The sequence below is a fragment of the Oryzihumus sp. genome (assembly GCF_054325275.1).
In genome coordinates this window covers 38,810-53,276 of record NZ_JBTCWL010000020.1, presented here as the reverse complement: position 1 = coordinate 53,276, position 14,467 = coordinate 38,810, and the positions used below count along the sequence as shown (strand labels likewise).

The following is a 14,467-nucleotide window of genomic DNA, read 5'->3' as shown; positions in this document are numbered from 1 at the left end:
ACGTCGTCACCGTCGACCGGGCCGGCCAGGGCATGCGCCAGCCGCGCGACGTCACGCCAGTGGGCGTCGACGAGGTGCTGGAAGGGAGGCAGCGTCACGGTCATCCAACGGTGGGGCGGCAGACCGTGTGAGCCTAGTGCGCCGGCAGACTGGCCGGCCGGGCTGTCCCTCAGGCCACGACGTGCGCCCCCGGGATGACCAGGCCCCGGACCTCGAACTCGGTGGCGACGGGCCGCGGTCCGGCGTGCTCTGGGTCCATGGCGGTCATCATCGGCACCATCAGCTCGGTGGTGAACCGGTCGTAGGCCTCCCGGGACTCCCAGACCTCGATGACGCGGAAGCCCGACTCGGTCGCGTGGCCGACGTGCATCAGCAGCCCCTCGCTGGCCCGGGGACCCTGTGCCATCAGGTGGGCGTGGATCTGGTCGTAGACCTCCACCGGCGCGGCGACGTCGAGCACGATCCCGAACGGCATGGCGGTCCTCCCTCCTCCAGCGGGAGCCGACGAGGACGGGGTCCCGACCCTCGGCGTCCCGACCGTCCCTGCCTACACCCGGCCACCCCGGGGGGCCTCATGCATCAGGCACCGGCCTGACCCCGCCCGAACACGACCCTGACATCGAGGTGACCGTGCCGGGACCGCGCGCTGGCTACAGTGCGGCTGTGCCGACCGACGCCCCCGCCCGCGGCCTGGTCGTGGTCGTCGAGGACGAGCCGGCCATCGCCGAGGTGATCCGGATGAACCTCGCCCGAGCGGGCTACGGCGTGCACCTCGAGCGGGACGGCACCGAAGGCCTCGCCGCCATCCGCCGACTGCGTCCGGCCGCGGTCATCCTCGACGTCGGCCTGCCCGGCCTGGACGGCATCGAGGTGTGCCGCCGGCTGCGCGCCGCCGAGGACTGGGTGCCGGTGCTGTTCGTCACCGCCCGCGACGACGAGGTCGACCGCATCGTGGGGCTGGAGCTCGGCGCCGACGACTACGTCACCAAGCCGTTCTCGCCGAGGGAGCTGGTCGCCCGCGTGGGCACCGTGCTGCGCCGGGCCCGGGGTCCGCTGGCCGGCCCCGCGCCGCTGTCACTGGGCCGGGTGCGCCTCGACCTCGCCGACCACCGCTGCTTCGTCGACGACACCGAGGTGGCGCTCACCGCCACCGAGTTCGACCTGCTCGCCCACCTCATGCGCCGGCCCGGCCGGGTCCTCTCACGGGAGCAGCTGATCAGCGAGGTGTGGGGCTACAGCGCCCTGGCCGGCAACCGCACCGTGGACGTCCACGTCGCCCAGGTGCGCGCCAAGCTCGGCGACGCCAGCCCGATCCGCACCGTGCGCGGAGTCGGCTACGGGGTCGAGGTGGCGGCCGGGTGAGCCGCTCCCGCGGCAGCCTGGCCCGGCAGATCTCGCTGCTGGCGGTGGCCGTCGCCGTCGTCACCGCCGTGGTCGCCGGCGCCCTGGCCGTCGGGCTCGCACGCCAGTCCAACGAGCTCGCCGCCCGCGGCGTCCTGGCCCGTCTCGCCGACGCCGCGGACACCGCCGCCGACACCGGCGTCACCGCGCAGGCCGGGCAGGTGCGCGCCCGCCGGACCCTGTCCGCGCTGCACGTCGAGTTCGCCACCGTGAGCCGGGTCGGCCGGGTGGCCGGCACCTCCCGGCTGGCCGGCGACGCGCTCACCCCCCAGGACGTCAGCCGGTTGCTGGCCGGGGGGAGCGTGTCCGCGCGACGGCTCGTGGACGGCATACCGGTGCTGCTGGAGGCGCGCAGCACTCCGGCCGGCGGCATCGCGCTGGTCCAGCCGCGCGGCGCCGCGCTCGCGGCGGGTGAGCAGGCGATCCGGCGCACCTTGCTCGCGCTGGTCGTGGCCGCGGCGGCGGGGATCGCGCTCAGCGTCCTGCTGGCCCGGCGCCTGGCCCGCCCGCTGCGCCGCACCGCCGACGCCGCGCACCAGCTCGCCGGCGGCCGCCGCGACGTCGTGGTCGCCGCCGAGGGGCCGGCCGAGGTCGCCGAGGTGGCCGACGCGGTCACCACCCTGGCCCGCGCGCTGTCGCGCTCGGAGGCGCGGCAGCGGGAGTTCCTCCTGTCCGTCTCACACGAGCTGCGCACGCCCCTCACCGCCATCACCGGGTATGCCGAGTCGCTGGCCGAGGGGGTCGTCCCACCGGAGGAGGCACCCCAGGTCGGGGCCGTGATGCTCGGGGAGTCCGAACGGCTCGGCCGGCTGGTCCACGACCTGCTGGACCTGGCCCGCCTGGGCGCCGAGCAGTTCCGGGTGGAGCTGGTGCCGGCTGACCTGACCGCGATGGCCGGTGACGCGGCCGGCGTGTGGGACGCGCGGTGCGCCGCCGCGGGGGTGCGCTTCTCTGCCGAGCTGCCCGGCGCCCCGGTGGTCGCCGTCACCGACGCCGCCCGGGTGCGACAGGTCCTCGACGGCCTGCTGGAGAACGCCCTGCGGGTCACCCCTGCGGGGGCGCCGATCGTGCTGGCGGTGCGCCCCGAGCCCGGCCCCCACGGTGGCCTGGTCGTCGCCGAGGTGCGTGACGGCGGGCCGGGCCTGGCGCCGGAGGACCTGCCGGTGGCGTTCGAGCCCTCGGCGCTCTACGACCGCTACCGCGGGGTGCGTCAGGTCGGCACCGGCCTGGGCCTGGCGATCGTGCACGGGCTGGTGACCCGGCTCGGCGGGAGCGTCGAGGCCGGCCACGCGCCCGAGGGCGGTGCCAGGTTCACCGTCCGGCTGCCCACGGCGCCCGGCACACGTTCCGGGCACGGGTGACGGCGGGACCTCTCGGCCCCGCCGCCACGGTCCGGCTCAGCTGTCGGCGCCCGCCGCAGCCTTGCCCGTGCCGCCGTCGACCACGGCGGTGGCGGTGGGCGAGCCGGTCCCCGTGCCGATGACCAGGGCCTTGTCGCCGGTGTGCACCTGGCCGATCGAGGACGCGGTGCCCTTCTGGCGGCCGGAACCGATCGGGTGCGAGCGCACGACGGTGTCCTTGCCGACCGCGTAGGTCTGGCTCACCCCGTCGAGCGCCTTGACGGTGATCGAGGTCGGCGACACGGCTGTCACGTCGCCGCGGATCGCGTGGTGCGTGACGAAGCCGGTGCCTCCCTTCGGCGCGCGGGTCACCCACTCGGCGTGCAGGGTCCGCAGCAGCGCGAGGCGCACCCGCCGCCCGTCCTTGCCTGCCGGCAGTGCGCCCGGGGCGTCCGCGGCCGACGACCCCGGTGACGCGGTGCTGCTGGCCGGGGCCGGGCCGGACTGCGAGGAGGCCAGCGCGGCGCTGCCGCCGCCGAGGATGAGGGCCGCGGCGCCGGCCACGACGACTGCCTTGGTGATCATGGGTGCTCCCGATGTCAGAGGGGTCCTGCGGTCGGGTCCCACGCTGCCGCAGCCAGGTTCGGCCCCAGGCAAGGGAATGTCAGGATCGTGTTCGGGCTCTCAGCGTCACGGGCTGCCCCCACGGCGCCAGGTGCGGCAGCATGCCGTCGCATGGACGCCACCCCGCAGCCCACAGGTCCCCTCGCCGGTCTCAAGGTCGTCGAGATGGCCGGCATCGGGCCGGCCCCGTTCGTGGCCATGGTGCTGGCCGACCTCGGCGCCGACGTCATCCGGGTGGACCGCCCCGGCGGGCCGGGCCTGCAGGTGACGGCACCGGCGTACGACGTCCTCAACCGGGGCCGCCGCAACGTCTGCCTCGACCTCAAGCGGCCCGAGGCGCGCGAGGCCGTGCTGCAGCTGGTCGACCGGGCCGACGTGCTGCTCGAGGGCTTCCGCCCCGGCGTGATGGAACGCCTCGGCCTGGGGCCGCAGGAGTGCGCCGCCCGCAACGAGCGGCTCGTCTATGCCCGGATGACCGGGTGGGGGCAGGACGGCCCGCTGGCGCAGCGCGCCGGCCACGACATCGCCTACATCGCCCTCACCGGCGCCCTGCACGCCACCGGCCGGGCCGGCGGGCCGCCCCAGGTGCCGGCCAACCTGCTCGGGGACTTCGGCGGCGGCGCGATGACCTGCCTGGTCGGGATCCTCGCCGCGCTGCACGAGCGGACCCGCAGCGGGCTGGGTCAGACCGTCGACGCCGCGATCGTCGACGGCACCGCGCTGCTCACGGCCCAGCTCCAGGGCCTGGTCGGCGCCGGGGTGTGGGAGCCCAGCCGCGGGGTGAACCTGCTCGACACCGGCGCGCCGTTCTACGACGTCTACGAGACCGCCGACGGCGAGCACATGGCGGTGGGTGCGCTGGAGCCACGGTTCTACGCCGCGCTGCTGGAGGGGCTGGGGCTCGACCCCGCGCAGGTCCCCGACCGGAACGACCCGGCGCTGTGGCCGCGCCTGCGCACCACCCTCGCGGCCGCCTTCGCCGGCCGCACCCAGGCCGAGTGGGTGGAGACGTTCGCCGACTCCGACGCCTGCGTCGCGCCGGTCGTGCCGCTGCACCGCGCCCCGCAGCATCCGCACCTTGCCGCCCGAGCGGCATACACGCAGGTGGACGGGGTGACCCAGCCCGCGCCGGCGCCGCGCTTCGGGCGCACCCCGGGGGCGGTCGGGCGGGGCCCGGCGGCGACCGGGCAGCACACCCGCGAGGCGCTGGGCGACTGGGGCGTGGCCGACGTCGACGCGCTGATCGACACGGGGGTAGCCGTGCAGGCCTGAGCCCCGGATGTCACGATGGTTTCGTGCTTCCCGAGGTCGCGCCGACCGCTGTCCGCAAACCCCTGGTCATCGCCCACCGCGGTGCCAGCAAGGCCGAACCGGAGCACACGCTCAAGGCCTACAAGCGCGCGATCGCCGAGGGGGCCGACGCGCTCGAGTGCGACGTCCGCCTGACCGCCGACTCCCACCTCGTGTGCGTGCACGACCGGCGGGTCAACCGCACCTCCAACGGCAGCGGGCTGGTCTCCACCCTGGAGCTGGCCAAGCTCGAGGGGCTGGACTGGGGCTCCTGGCACGAGCTGCACGGCACCGACGACGAGCTGCCGGACCGCGACCGCAACCGGATCCTCACCCTGCGCTCGCTGCTGCGCACCGTCCTCGAGGCCGACCGCGAAGTCGGCCTCGCCATCGAGACCAAGCACCCCACCCGGTATGCCGGGCTGGTCGAGCGGGAGCTCGCGCGGGTGCTCACCGAGATGGGGCTGCACCGGGCCCACGTGCCCGGCCGCCCGCACGTGCGGGTCATGTCGTTCTCGCAGCTGGCCTGCCAGCGGATGCGCCAGCTGTGCCCCGAGCTCGACCTCGTCTACCTCATCGAGGGCTCGGTCCCGCTGCGGTTCCGGGACGGTTCGCTGCCCAAGGGCGTCCGGATCGCGGGGCTGGACATCAAGCTGGTGCGCCGGTGGCCGCAGACCGTCGCCCGGCAGCAGCGCCGCGGGCACCAGGTCTACGTCTGGACGGTCGACACCGCCGAGGACGTGGACCTGTGCCTCGAGCTCGGCGTCGACGCGATCATCACCAACCGCCCGCACTTCGTCCTCGACCACACCCGGGACACGCACTAACCTGTGGTCAAGAGCCGGGTGGGCAGCTTCGCGAGGACGGAGACGTGATGGGGGCGGCAGGGGGCGGTACTGCTTCTGACCCGGCGACTGCAGCACGGGCGCAGGGCCAGCAGGCTCCGCTGGTGGACGACTTCGGCGGCGAGGTGGGGGTCGGTCAGACCCGCACCATCCGCGTGCCGTGGGACGCCGCGTCGGTGACCAAGGTCCGGCGGGCGGTGGTGACCGACCTGCGCGCCCGCGGTGTCGGCTCCGAGGTGGTCGACGAGGCCGAGATCGTGGTGTCCGAGCTGGTCGCCAACGCGCTGCGGCACGCCAAGCCGCTCGGCGACGGTGCGGTCCGGGTGCACTGGAAGGTCAAGGACCCGGTGGTCGAGGTCGAGGTGACCGACGGTGGGGGGCCCACCAGCCCGCGCCCGGCGCCGCCCTCGGTCTGGGGCCAGGCCGGTCGCGGCCTGAGGATCGTGCGCAGCCTCGCCCACGAGTGGGGCGTGCAGGACGAGCGCTCCGGCTGCACGGTGTGGGTCGCCCTCGGCGGTCCGTCGCGGCGCCGCACCGGCTGAGCCGCCCGCCCACTAGGGTTGGCGACCATGGGCAAGGCTTCCCGACGCAGTCGTCAGTCCGCATCCGGCCAGCGCGCCGCGACCCCGGCACCGGCACCCTTCGTGTCGCGCCCCTTCGAGGGCCTGACCGGGGAGACCGACTGGGTGGCGCTGCGCGAGATCCTGCCCGCGGCCACCGCCACGGTGCGGGTCACCGGCGAGGCGGTCCCCGAGGGGGCTGCCGGCACCGCCACGATCGCCACCGTCCTGCCGCTGGCCTGGCCGGGCCTGCACCGCACCGACGGGCAGGTGCTCGTGGCCACCCAGTCCGGCAGCAGCACCGGCGACGCCAGCCGTGACCTGGCCCAGGTGCTGCTCGCGACGCTGGCCGCCGAGCCCGGCTCCCCGGTGACCTCCACCCCGCAGGCGACCGCCGAGACCCCGCGGCTGCAGGACGTGCTCGACCCGTCCGCGCCGTTCGAGGTGACGGTGCACGAGGGCTTCGACTTCTGGGTCGAGGACGTCGCCGACCTCGACGAGGAGGGCCGCGCCAGCCTCGAGCGAGCCAACGCGGTGGCCGTCCCGACCCGGCCGCTGTCCGGTGTGACCTCGGCCTACTGGTGCCGCATCGGTGAGCGCACCCACTTGCGCTGGGTGCTGCCGCAGGACGAGGACCGCGCCACGGACGCGCTGGCCAGGCTGCACGCCGGCCACGACAGCGGCCTGGGCGAGGGCACCCGCCTGCTCGGCGCGTTCCGCGCGTGCGGCCTGCTCGTGCCCGTGTGGGACCTGGACCCGACCCGCGAGGCGGCCGACTACGAGGGCGAGGCGGGGGCCTGGCTCAAGCGCTACGACCAGGCGCTGGCGGCGACCGAGCCGCTGACCGCGGAGGAGCGCCGTGCCCGGGCCGGCCTGCTCAGCCGCCAGGTCACCCTGCGCTGAGGCCGCCGGTGACCACACCCACCCCGCAGGCGGCCCCCGTCGGGGTCGCCGCCGTCATCCCCGCCAAGGACGAGGCCGAGCGGATCGCCGCGACCATCGCGGCGGTGCGGGCGATCCCCGGTGTCGACCTCGTCGTGGTCGTCGACGACGGCAGTGCCGACGCCACCGCCGACATCGCCCGCGAGGCGGGGGCGGTCGTGGAGCGGCACCCGCGCAACCGCGGCAAGGCAGCCGCCATGACCACCGGTGCCGCGCGGGTGGCCCGGGAGGACGCCGGGACCGCACGGCCGCTGCTGTTCGTCGACGCCGACCTCGAGGGCAGCGCGGCGAACCTGGGGGTCCTCGTGCCGCCGGTCGCCCGTGGCGAGGTGGACATGACCATCGCGATCCTGCCCCCGCAGAAGCAGGCCGGCGGGGGGCACGGCTTCGTGGTCCGCCTGGCGCGCAAGGGGATCCACGACCTGACCGGCTGGCAGGCCACCCAGCCGCTGTCCGGCATGCGGTGCCTGTCCCGGAAGGCCTTCGACGCGGCCACCCCGCTGGCCCGGGGCTGGGGCGTCGAGGTCGGGCTGACCGTCGACGTCCTCGCGCGTGGGCTGCGGGTGCGCGAGGTGTCCTGCGAGCTGCACCACCGGGTCAGCGGCCGCGACTGGAGGGGGCAGCTGCACCGGGCCCGGCAGTATCGCGACGTGTGGCTCGCGCTCGCCATGCGCCGGTTGCGCCGTGCCCGCCCCTGAGCCGCAGCTGAACGCCAGCCGGGGCCAGCAGCTGCTGCTGCTCGTCTCGGGCACCGGCCTGCTGCTCGTCGGCGTCGCCGGTCCGTCCGCGGCTCGCCCCGGGCTCGGCCCGCGCGGCTGGGCGCCGGGGGAGCTGCCGCTGCACCTGACCTCGGCGACGGTCACCGCGACCCTGTGGGCGGCATACCTGCTCGGGGCCCTGGCGGTCGCGCTCGGGCTGTGGCGGCGCACCGCACCGCGGCTGGGCTGGCCGCTGGTGCTGGCACTGGGCGGCCTCGCGCTGCTCACGTCGCCGTTCGGCTCGGCCGACCACACCAACTACGCCGCCTACGGCCGGATCGCCGCCCAGGGTGGCGACCCCTACCTCGTGCCGCCGGTGACGTGGGCCGGTGGCCACGACCCGGTCACCAGCGCGGTCGAGCCGCCGTGGACGCACACGCCGAGCATCTACGGCCCCGCCGCCACCGCCCTGCAGGCCCTTGCCTCGCTCGTCGGCGGCGCCAACCTGCGCCAGACGGTCTGGGTGTGGCAGGTCCTCGTGGTGCTGTCCTGGCTGGCCGTGCGCTGGCTGCTGCTGCGGGCCGGCACCGGGCCGCGATGGCAGGGGCGGGTCGACCTGCTGTGGACGGCGAACCCGGTGGTGTTCGGGGTGGTCGTGCTCGGCGCCCACGTCGACGTCATCGCCACCGCCCTGGCCCTGGCGGCGGTGCTGCTCGCGTCCCGGCACCCCGGCCTCGCCGGGATCGTCCTCGGGCTGTCCGTGAGCACCAAGGTCACCGACGCCGTCGTGGGCCTGGCCCTGCTGTGGTCCTGGCGGGCGCTGGGTCGCGCCGAGCTGGTCCGCCGGGCGCTGCTGGCCCTCGCCGGGTTCGTGGTGGTCGCGGTGCCGCTGCACGTGTGGGCCGGACCGCACGTGTTCTCCCAGCTGGAGAAGGCGCGCCGGTCGGTGTCCTTCGCGACGCCGTGGCGCCCGGTGCTGGAGTGGCTGACCGGCCCGCTGGGCGGGGGCGCCGCCCGGACCGTCGTCACGACCGCGGCCGTCGTGGTGGTCCTCGCGATGGTGCTGCTGCTCGGCGTGCTCGCCCGCGCCGCCGGGCCGGCGCCGGGGGCCGCCGACGCACTGACCACCTCGGCGCTGCTGGCCACCCTGGTGACCGGCACGGCATACGTCCTGGGCGCGCCGTACTCGCTGCCGTGGTACGACGCCCTGACCTGGGCGACGCTGCCGGCGCTCGCCGCCAGCGCGCTCGACGGGATCCTGTTGGCGCGCCTGCTGGTGCTCGTGCTGGCCTACGTGCCGGGGCGGGTCGTGGCCATGTCGCCCGCGGTCGAGTCGTTCAGCCTCGGCGTGAGGAGGAACCTCGCCCCGTACGCCGGGATCCTCGTGTGGCTTCTCCTTGCTGGCGCCGCTGGGCGCGCGTGGCGTAGGGGGGCGGGTCGGCCTGGTCGACCGGGGCGGCCACCGGGGCCGCGGCCTCCGGGGCCGGCGTCGCCACCGCCACCGCAGCAGTCGGTGCGCCAGGGCTGACCGGGCTGCGTCGTCCGCCCCGGCGGCTGCCGCGACGGGTGCCGCGCTCGTCGTCCTCGAGCGCCTGCACGCTCACCGCGATCACCAGCGGGATGGCCAGCGTCGCCGACACGGCGGGGATCGCGGTGCCGGAGTCGTTCATGGCAAAGCCGATCACCAGCGTGATGAGCAGCGCGATCAGGCCGGGGCGCAGCAGCGGTGCCCGCTCGTAGGAGCGTTGCAGCGCCCGCGACCCCCACGAGGTCGGCCGGGCGAGGATGTAGACCATGAACACGAGCCCGACCGGGACCAGCAGGGTGAGGCTGCTGCCGGTGAGGATGCTCAAGTTCTGCTGCGCCTTGCGCACCACGATGTCGGTCGCGCCGCCGTCGATCGCGGTCTGCACGAACCGGCCCAGGTGCGAGCGGGAGTCCGGCGGGCGCAGCCAGTCCAGGAAGCCGATGACGACGAGGAACAGCGCCGTGCCGCCGACGATCATGGCGGCCTTGCGCCACGTCAGCTTGATGCCCAGGACCGCGAGGATGAGGTAGGCCAGCCCCGGCAGCAGCGCCGGCGGTCCGCCGAAGTCGCTGCCCCAGGAGGGCGACCCGTCGACCACGACGCCGAACAGCCCGACCACGCCGACGCCGATGGCGGCCACCACCGGGCTGTGGTTGCGGCTCAGCCGGTCGGCGACCGCGACGGCCAGCAGCAGCGTGGCCGTGGCGAAGAGCGCGAACGTCACGTTGCCCATGCCGTAGAACCGGCCACCGACGACCGGCTGGAGCCCCATGAGGGAGGACAGCTGCAGCCGGGAGCCGGTCATGACGTCGGCGGCCAGCACGGCCATGGTGACCACCGAGATGACCACGAGGGGGCCGAACAGCGAGCGGCGCCACGGCCCGTTCATCGCCAAGGCCGAGATGATCGCCACGAACACCCCCACCGAGGCGACCACCGCCACCATCGGCCAGGGGAAGCGCCACCACGGGAAGAGGTTGGCCAGGAACGTCGAGACGGGCACGGTCGCCGCGATGAGGGCCACCCGGCGCACCACCCGCAGCAGCTGCAGGCGCGTCTGCTCCGAGCCCCACCGCCGCCGCCACACCACGGCGACGAACAGGTAGATCGCCAGCTGGGAGTAGACCAGCCCGGTGAAGAACGGCGGCACCAGCGAGTGCACCTCGTGGGAGGCCAGGTCGTAGTCGACGAAGGCCTGGAGGCGCTCGTGCGCGGAGTCCTCGGAGTTGTTCTCCGCCGGCTCGTTGCGCAGCGCCGTGCCGCCCAGGGTGCCCGGGACGGGGGCGCCGATGTGGCTGAGCACGGTGGGCGCGATGTCGGCGAGCTGGACCAGGCCCGGCTGCCGGGTGGAGGAGGAGTACAGCGTGCCCGCGCCGAAGTGCGGCCCCTTGGCAGCCAGCAGCCGCAGCCGCTCCGTCTGGCCGGCGTCGGCGAGGCTGACCAGCATGAGGTCGGCGCCGGCCGGCGCCTGCTGGACGACCTGCTGGATCCGGTTGTCGATCTGGTGGGCCTGCGCGACGCGGCTGTCCCGGGGGACCGGCTGCTCGGCCGGGTCGACGTCCGCGGGGTCGCGCACGACGCCGACGTCGACGAGGGTCAGGGGGCAGGCGACCAGGGCGCTGGTGAGCTGGCCCCCGAAGGGGCTGTAGTGGGCCACGGTGCCGTTGGACCGTGCCGCGCCGAGTGCGGCGCCGGGGCCGATCGCCTGCACGCAGCTGCCGCCGCTGGCCGCCTGGTCACCGAGCAGGCCGAGGTGGGCGTCGAAGTTCTTGTCGGCCGCTGCCTTGAGCCAGGTGTCCCAGTGCGGCACCTTCCCGTCCGCGCCCGGTCCCTGGTCGACCGTCCGGCACGGCGGCTTGCTGTTGTTGCCCTGGTCGACGTCCCCGGCCCGCTCGCCGGCGCCGAGGGTCAGCCAGCCGTCCACCGGGCAGGTGTTGGTGTGCACCGAGCGCACGGTGAGGGAGGCGGCGCCACCGTCGCGCAGGAACGACCACATCGCCGGGGTGTCCTTCTGTGACACGTCGCTCCACGTCAGGCCGCCGGTGCCGATCACGATGATCGGGCCGGTCGCCGAGCTCTGTGCGGGTGAGCTCGACGTGGCCGGTGCCTCGGCGGAGGCGCTGGCCGGGGACCCCGACGCGATGAACCGACCGGCGAGTGCGCCGAGCACCATCAGGACCGCGAGCACGGCGATGAGGGGACGTCGGGTCACGAGGACAGGCTACGGCCCCTCGCCGGCGCGGGTCCCGGGCAGTCGCGCCCCGCGCAGGTGGACCCGCCACAATGGCGCGGTGACCGTTCAGCGCCCCGCCCCCCGCTCGTCCGCGACCGGGCGGATGTGGCTGCTCGCAGTCCTGGTCATCATCGTCGGCTCCAGCCCGGTGTGGCTGCGCTACCTGGTGTTCTGGCCGCTGGACCAGTGGCAGGTCGACGTCGAGGTCTACCGCGAGGCCGGCGTGTCCATCCTGACCGGCCGTCCCATCTACGAGGCGATGACCGAGTCGCCGCAGCTGCTGCCGTTCACCTACCCGCCGTTCGCGGCGCTGTGGGCGCTCCCGCTGGCGCTCATCCCGTTCGGGGCGGTGGGCTGGCTGTGGACCGCGCTGCAGCTCGCGGCCACCACCGCGATCGTCTGGTATGCCGGGTGGCGGCTGATCCATCGGGCCGGCGCCCGCGCGCCGCTGGTCCTCGCACTGCTTGTCGTGCCGATGACCTGGCTGCACCCGGTCGCGGACGGCATCCGCTTCGGCCAGGTCAACGCGTTCATGGTGCTGGCTTGCCTGATGGACCTGCGCCGGCCCCGCCCCGGCCTGCTGCGCCGCATCCCGCCGGGGGTCCTCGTCGGCCTCGCCATGTCGATCAAGCTCACGCCCGGCGTCTTCGTCGTGCACTACCTGGTCAACAAGCGCTGGCGGGAGGCCGCGTGGGCGGTCGGCACCGCGGTGGGCGTCACGGTCGGCACGTGGCTGCTGATGCCGGAGGCGTCGTTCGCCTTCTGGGGCGGCGCCCTGCAGGACCCCAGCCGGCTCGGGCCCAACTCGGGCACGTCCAACCAGTCGCTGCGCGGGTTCCTGCTGCGGGTCGGCCCGCAGGGCCTGACCGGCACCGTGATCTGGCTGGTGTGCGTCGCCGTGGTCGGCGTCATCGGCTTCGCCCTGGCCCGGCGGGCCTACCGGCAGCACGACTCCATCGCCGAGGTCGCGGTCGTCGGGCTGATGGCCGTGCTCCTGTCGCCGGTGGCATGGATCCACCACCTGCACTGGGTGGTCGTCGTCATCTTCGCCATCCTCGGCGCGGACCCGCTGCGCGACCGGCGCCGGCTGGTGGCGGCGGCGGTGGTCACGGCGTGGTTCCTGTGCCGGATGCCCTGGTGGGGGATCACCTGGCTCAACGACCGGGTGGGGCCGGTGTTCTTCGGCCGGCTGCTGCAGAACGCCGACACCGCCGGCGCCCTCATCGCGCTGGCGATGCTGGCGTGGACGTTGCAGACCCGCGACGACCACGACCCCGGCATCTCTTCCGAGGCCGGTGTGCTCACTTCAGACCGCTCCGACGCCCCCGTGGGGGCCCCGGCGGCGGCCCTGGGTGAGCAGAGCCGCCTGGGCTGAGCAAGGACTCAGGCGAGGAGGTCCACGCCGGCGACCTGCAGGGCGGTCAGCCCGAACATCAGCAGGCACAGCCCGGCACCGACCCGGTGCAGGGTGCCGAGCCGGATCCGCTTGAGCAGGGTCCGGCCGAGCACGGCGCCGAGTGCGGACACCGTGGCCAGGGCCAGGAAGGCGCCGATACCGACGGGCACCGGGGCGTTGTAGCGCACCACGAGGCCGGCAGTCAGCAGCTGGCTCAGGTCGCCCCACTCGGCGACGAACAGCACGAGGAAGCTGGCGCCCACCGCGCGCCAGCCGTGCACGCCGGCGCGGGCCTTCGCGGCGAACTCGTGCTCGGTCTCGGCCTCCTCCGCCTCGGCGTGGGCGGCCCCGCGCCACAGGATGACCGCGCCCACGAGGAACAGCAGGCCGGCCACGACCTCCACCGGTGTGCGGGGCAGGTGCGCGAGCAGGCCACCCAGGGTGCAGGCGACGACGGTCTGCACGAGGAACGCCGCGGTGACGCCGACCCAGACCGCCAGCGGCTTGTATCGCGTCGCCAGCACGAGCGTGGCGATGAACGTCTTGTCCGGGAGCTCGATCGGGAAGATCAGCACGAAGGCGGTGGCGGCGATGGCAAGGGCACTCATGGTGCTCCAGACCCTAATCGGTCGTCGCTCCGTGGGACGTCCGGGCACGCACGCCGGGTGGGCAATACGCTGCCGGGCGTGAGCATGCGATACGGCTACTTCGGCCCCGCCGGGACGTTCACCGAGATGGCCCTGCTGCGCCTGCCCGGCGTCGAGGACGTCGAGCGGGTGCCGATCGCCTCGGTCGAGTCGGCGCTGGAGGCGGTGCGCGACGGGTCGGTCGACGCGGCGGTCGTGCCGATCGAGAACTCCGTCGAGGGCGGGGTCAGCGCCACGCTCGACGCGCTGTCCTCCGGGGCCGACCTGGTCGTGGTCCACGAGGTGCTCGTGCCGATCACCTTCGTCCTGGCCGCCCGTGCGGGCACCACGCTGGCGGACATCCGCGGCGTCGGCAGCCACCCCCACGCCTGGGCCCAGGTCCGCCACTGGATGGGCGCCCACCTGCCGGAGGCGACCTACGTGCCCTGCCTGTCCACCGCGGCAGCCGCGGCCGGGCTGGCGGGTGACGACACGGCATACGAGGCGGCGGTGTGTGCGCCGGTCGCGGCGCAGGCGCACGGGCTGCAGGTGCTAGCCGAGGACATCGGCGACAACCGCAGCGCGGTGACCCGGTTCGTGCTGGTTGCCCGTCCCGGCCGGCTGCCGGAGCCGACCGGGGCGGACAAGACGTCGGTGGTGCTGTTCCAGGCCGACGACCACCCCGGTGGCCTGCTCGAGCTGCTCGAGCAGTTCGCCGCCCGGGGGATCAACCTGACGCGGCTGGAGTCCCGCCCCACCGGCGACGCCCTGGGCCGCTACTGCTTCTCCATCGACTTCGAGGGCCACGTCAACGACGAGCGCGTCGGCGAGACGCTCATGGGCCTGCGCCGGGTGTGTGCCGACGTGCGCTTCCTCGGGTCCTACCCGCGTGCGGACGGCGCGGTCGTGGAGGTCCGCCCGGGCACCCGCGACACGGACTTCACCGCGGCGCGCGCCTGGCTGCAGGGCCTGCGCAACGCCTGA

At 75.0% G+C, this 14,467-nt stretch carries 13 protein-coding genes and 1 pseudogene; 10 read left to right on the top strand and 4 right to left on the bottom strand.

From position 1 onward, the window contains the following. Window positions 1-169: 169 nt before the first annotated feature. A complete protein-coding gene (locus tag ACXVGS_RS07350; protein ID WP_458533586.1) occupies window positions 170-475 on the bottom strand; it encodes a hypothetical protein in 306 nt (101 codons plus the stop codon). Window positions 476-663: 188 nt separating this feature from the next. On the opposite strand from ACXVGS_RS07350, the gene ACXVGS_RS07345 reads away from it, so the two are divergent. Both ACXVGS_RS07345 and ACXVGS_RS07340 read left to right on the top strand, forming a co-directional pair. Continuing rightward, entirely contained in the window at window positions 664-1,362 is a 699-nt protein-coding gene (locus ACXVGS_RS07345) for a response regulator transcription factor (protein ID WP_458528430.1), read from the top strand. Next, complete coding sequence (locus tag ACXVGS_RS07340; protein ID WP_458528431.1) at window positions 1,359-2,762, top strand: sensor histidine kinase; 1,404 nt, start codon at window positions 1,359-1,361, stop codon at window positions 2,760-2,762. Before ACXVGS_RS07345 ends, ACXVGS_RS07340 begins: the two co-directional genes overlap by 4 nt. A gap of 36 nt (window positions 2,763-2,798) precedes the next feature. Here the strand turns inward: ACXVGS_RS07340 and ACXVGS_RS07335 are convergent, their stop codons facing one another. Beyond that, window positions 2,799-3,326, bottom strand: a complete 528-nt coding sequence (locus ACXVGS_RS07335; protein WP_458528432.1) for a hypothetical protein — start codon at window positions 3,324-3,326, stop codon at window positions 2,799-2,801. Between the two features lie 150 nt (window positions 3,327-3,476). On the opposite strand from ACXVGS_RS07335, the gene ACXVGS_RS07330 reads away from it, so the two are divergent. From ACXVGS_RS07330 to ACXVGS_RS07305, 6 genes and pseudogenes are all read left to right on the top strand, one after another. Continuing rightward, on the top strand, window positions 3,477-4,637 hold the full coding sequence (locus tag ACXVGS_RS07330; RefSeq protein ID WP_458531766.1) for a CaiB/BaiF CoA transferase family protein: 1,161 nt from the start codon (window positions 3,477-3,479) through the stop codon (window positions 4,635-4,637). Window positions 4,638-4,660: 23 nt separating this feature from the next. After that, window positions 4,661-5,482: a glycerophosphodiester phosphodiesterase family protein gene (locus ACXVGS_RS07325; protein ID WP_141790126.1), complete on the top strand. Its 822-nt coding sequence runs from the start codon at window positions 4,661-4,663 to the stop codon at window positions 5,480-5,482. A gap of 122 nt (window positions 5,483-5,604) precedes the next feature. Then, window positions 5,605-6,042, top strand: a complete 438-nt coding sequence (locus ACXVGS_RS07320) for an ATP-binding protein (RefSeq protein WP_246092587.1) — start codon at window positions 5,605-5,607, stop codon at window positions 6,040-6,042. Window positions 6,043-6,069: 27 nt separating this feature from the next. Beyond that, window positions 6,070-6,963, top strand: coding sequence for a DUF5926 family protein (locus tag ACXVGS_RS07315; protein ID WP_458528434.1), 894 nt, complete (start codon window positions 6,070-6,072; stop codon window positions 6,961-6,963). An 8-nt stretch (window positions 6,964-6,971) separates the two neighbouring features. Then, window positions 6,972-7,700 (top strand): glycosyltransferase family 2 protein, encoded by a 729-nt coding sequence (locus ACXVGS_RS07310; protein WP_458528435.1) that lies wholly within the window; start codon window positions 6,972-6,974, stop codon window positions 7,698-7,700. Then, a pseudogene (locus ACXVGS_RS07305) lies at window positions 7,687-8,844 on the top strand (glycosyltransferase 87 family protein); the annotation flags it as partial. The gene ACXVGS_RS07310 and the pseudogene ACXVGS_RS07305, both read left to right, overlap by 14 nt. Window positions 8,845-9,037: 193 nt before the next feature. Here ACXVGS_RS07305 and ACXVGS_RS07300 read toward each other — a convergent pair. Beyond that, entirely contained in the window at window positions 9,038-11,440 is a 2,403-nt protein-coding gene (locus ACXVGS_RS07300) for a hypothetical protein (RefSeq protein ID WP_458536789.1), read from the bottom strand. A 79-nt stretch (window positions 11,441-11,519) separates the two neighbouring features. Between ACXVGS_RS07300 and ACXVGS_RS07295 the strand changes: the two genes are divergently transcribed. Further along, window positions 11,520-12,836 (top strand): glycosyltransferase 87 family protein, encoded by a 1,317-nt coding sequence (locus ACXVGS_RS07295; RefSeq protein WP_458531763.1) that lies wholly within the window; start codon window positions 11,520-11,522, stop codon window positions 12,834-12,836. Window positions 12,837-12,844: 8 nt separating this feature from the next. Here the strand turns inward: ACXVGS_RS07295 and ACXVGS_RS07290 are convergent, their stop codons facing one another. Then, window positions 12,845-13,465 carry a TMEM165/GDT1 family protein gene (locus tag ACXVGS_RS07290; RefSeq protein ID WP_458528438.1) on the bottom strand — a complete coding sequence of 207 codons (621 nt, stop codon included), beginning with the start codon at window positions 13,463-13,465 and terminating at the stop codon, window positions 12,845-12,847. Between the two features lie 84 nt (window positions 13,466-13,549). Here ACXVGS_RS07290 and pheA point away from each other — a divergent pair, with 84 nt between their 5' ends. Then, a complete protein-coding gene (pheA, locus tag ACXVGS_RS07285; RefSeq protein WP_458528466.1) occupies window positions 13,550-14,467 on the top strand; it encodes a prephenate dehydratase in 918 nt (305 codons plus the stop codon).

Excerpts from the sequence above, each read along its gene's own strand:
- ACXVGS_RS07350 (WP_458533586.1), bottom strand. The coding sequence starts at position 475 with ATGCCGTTCGGGATCGTGCTCGACGTCGCCGCGCCGGTGGAGGTCTAC.
- ACXVGS_RS07335 (WP_458528432.1), bottom strand. The coding sequence starts at position 3,326 with ATGATCACCAAGGCAGTCGTCGTGGCCGGCGCCGCGGCCCTCATCCTC.
- ACXVGS_RS07330 (WP_458531766.1), top strand. The coding sequence starts at position 3,477 with ATGGACGCCACCCCGCAGCCCACAGGTCCCCTCGCCGGTCTCAAGGTC.
- ACXVGS_RS07315 (WP_458528434.1), top strand. The coding sequence starts at position 6,070 with ATGGGCAAGGCTTCCCGACGCAGTCGTCAGTCCGCATCCGGCCAGCGC.
- ACXVGS_RS07290 (WP_458528438.1), bottom strand. The coding sequence starts at position 13,465 with ATGAGTGCCCTTGCCATCGCCGCCACCGCCTTCGTGCTGATCTTCCCG.
- pheA (WP_458528466.1), top strand. The coding sequence starts at position 13,550 with ATGCGATACGGCTACTTCGGCCCCGCCGGGACGTTCACCGAGATGGCC.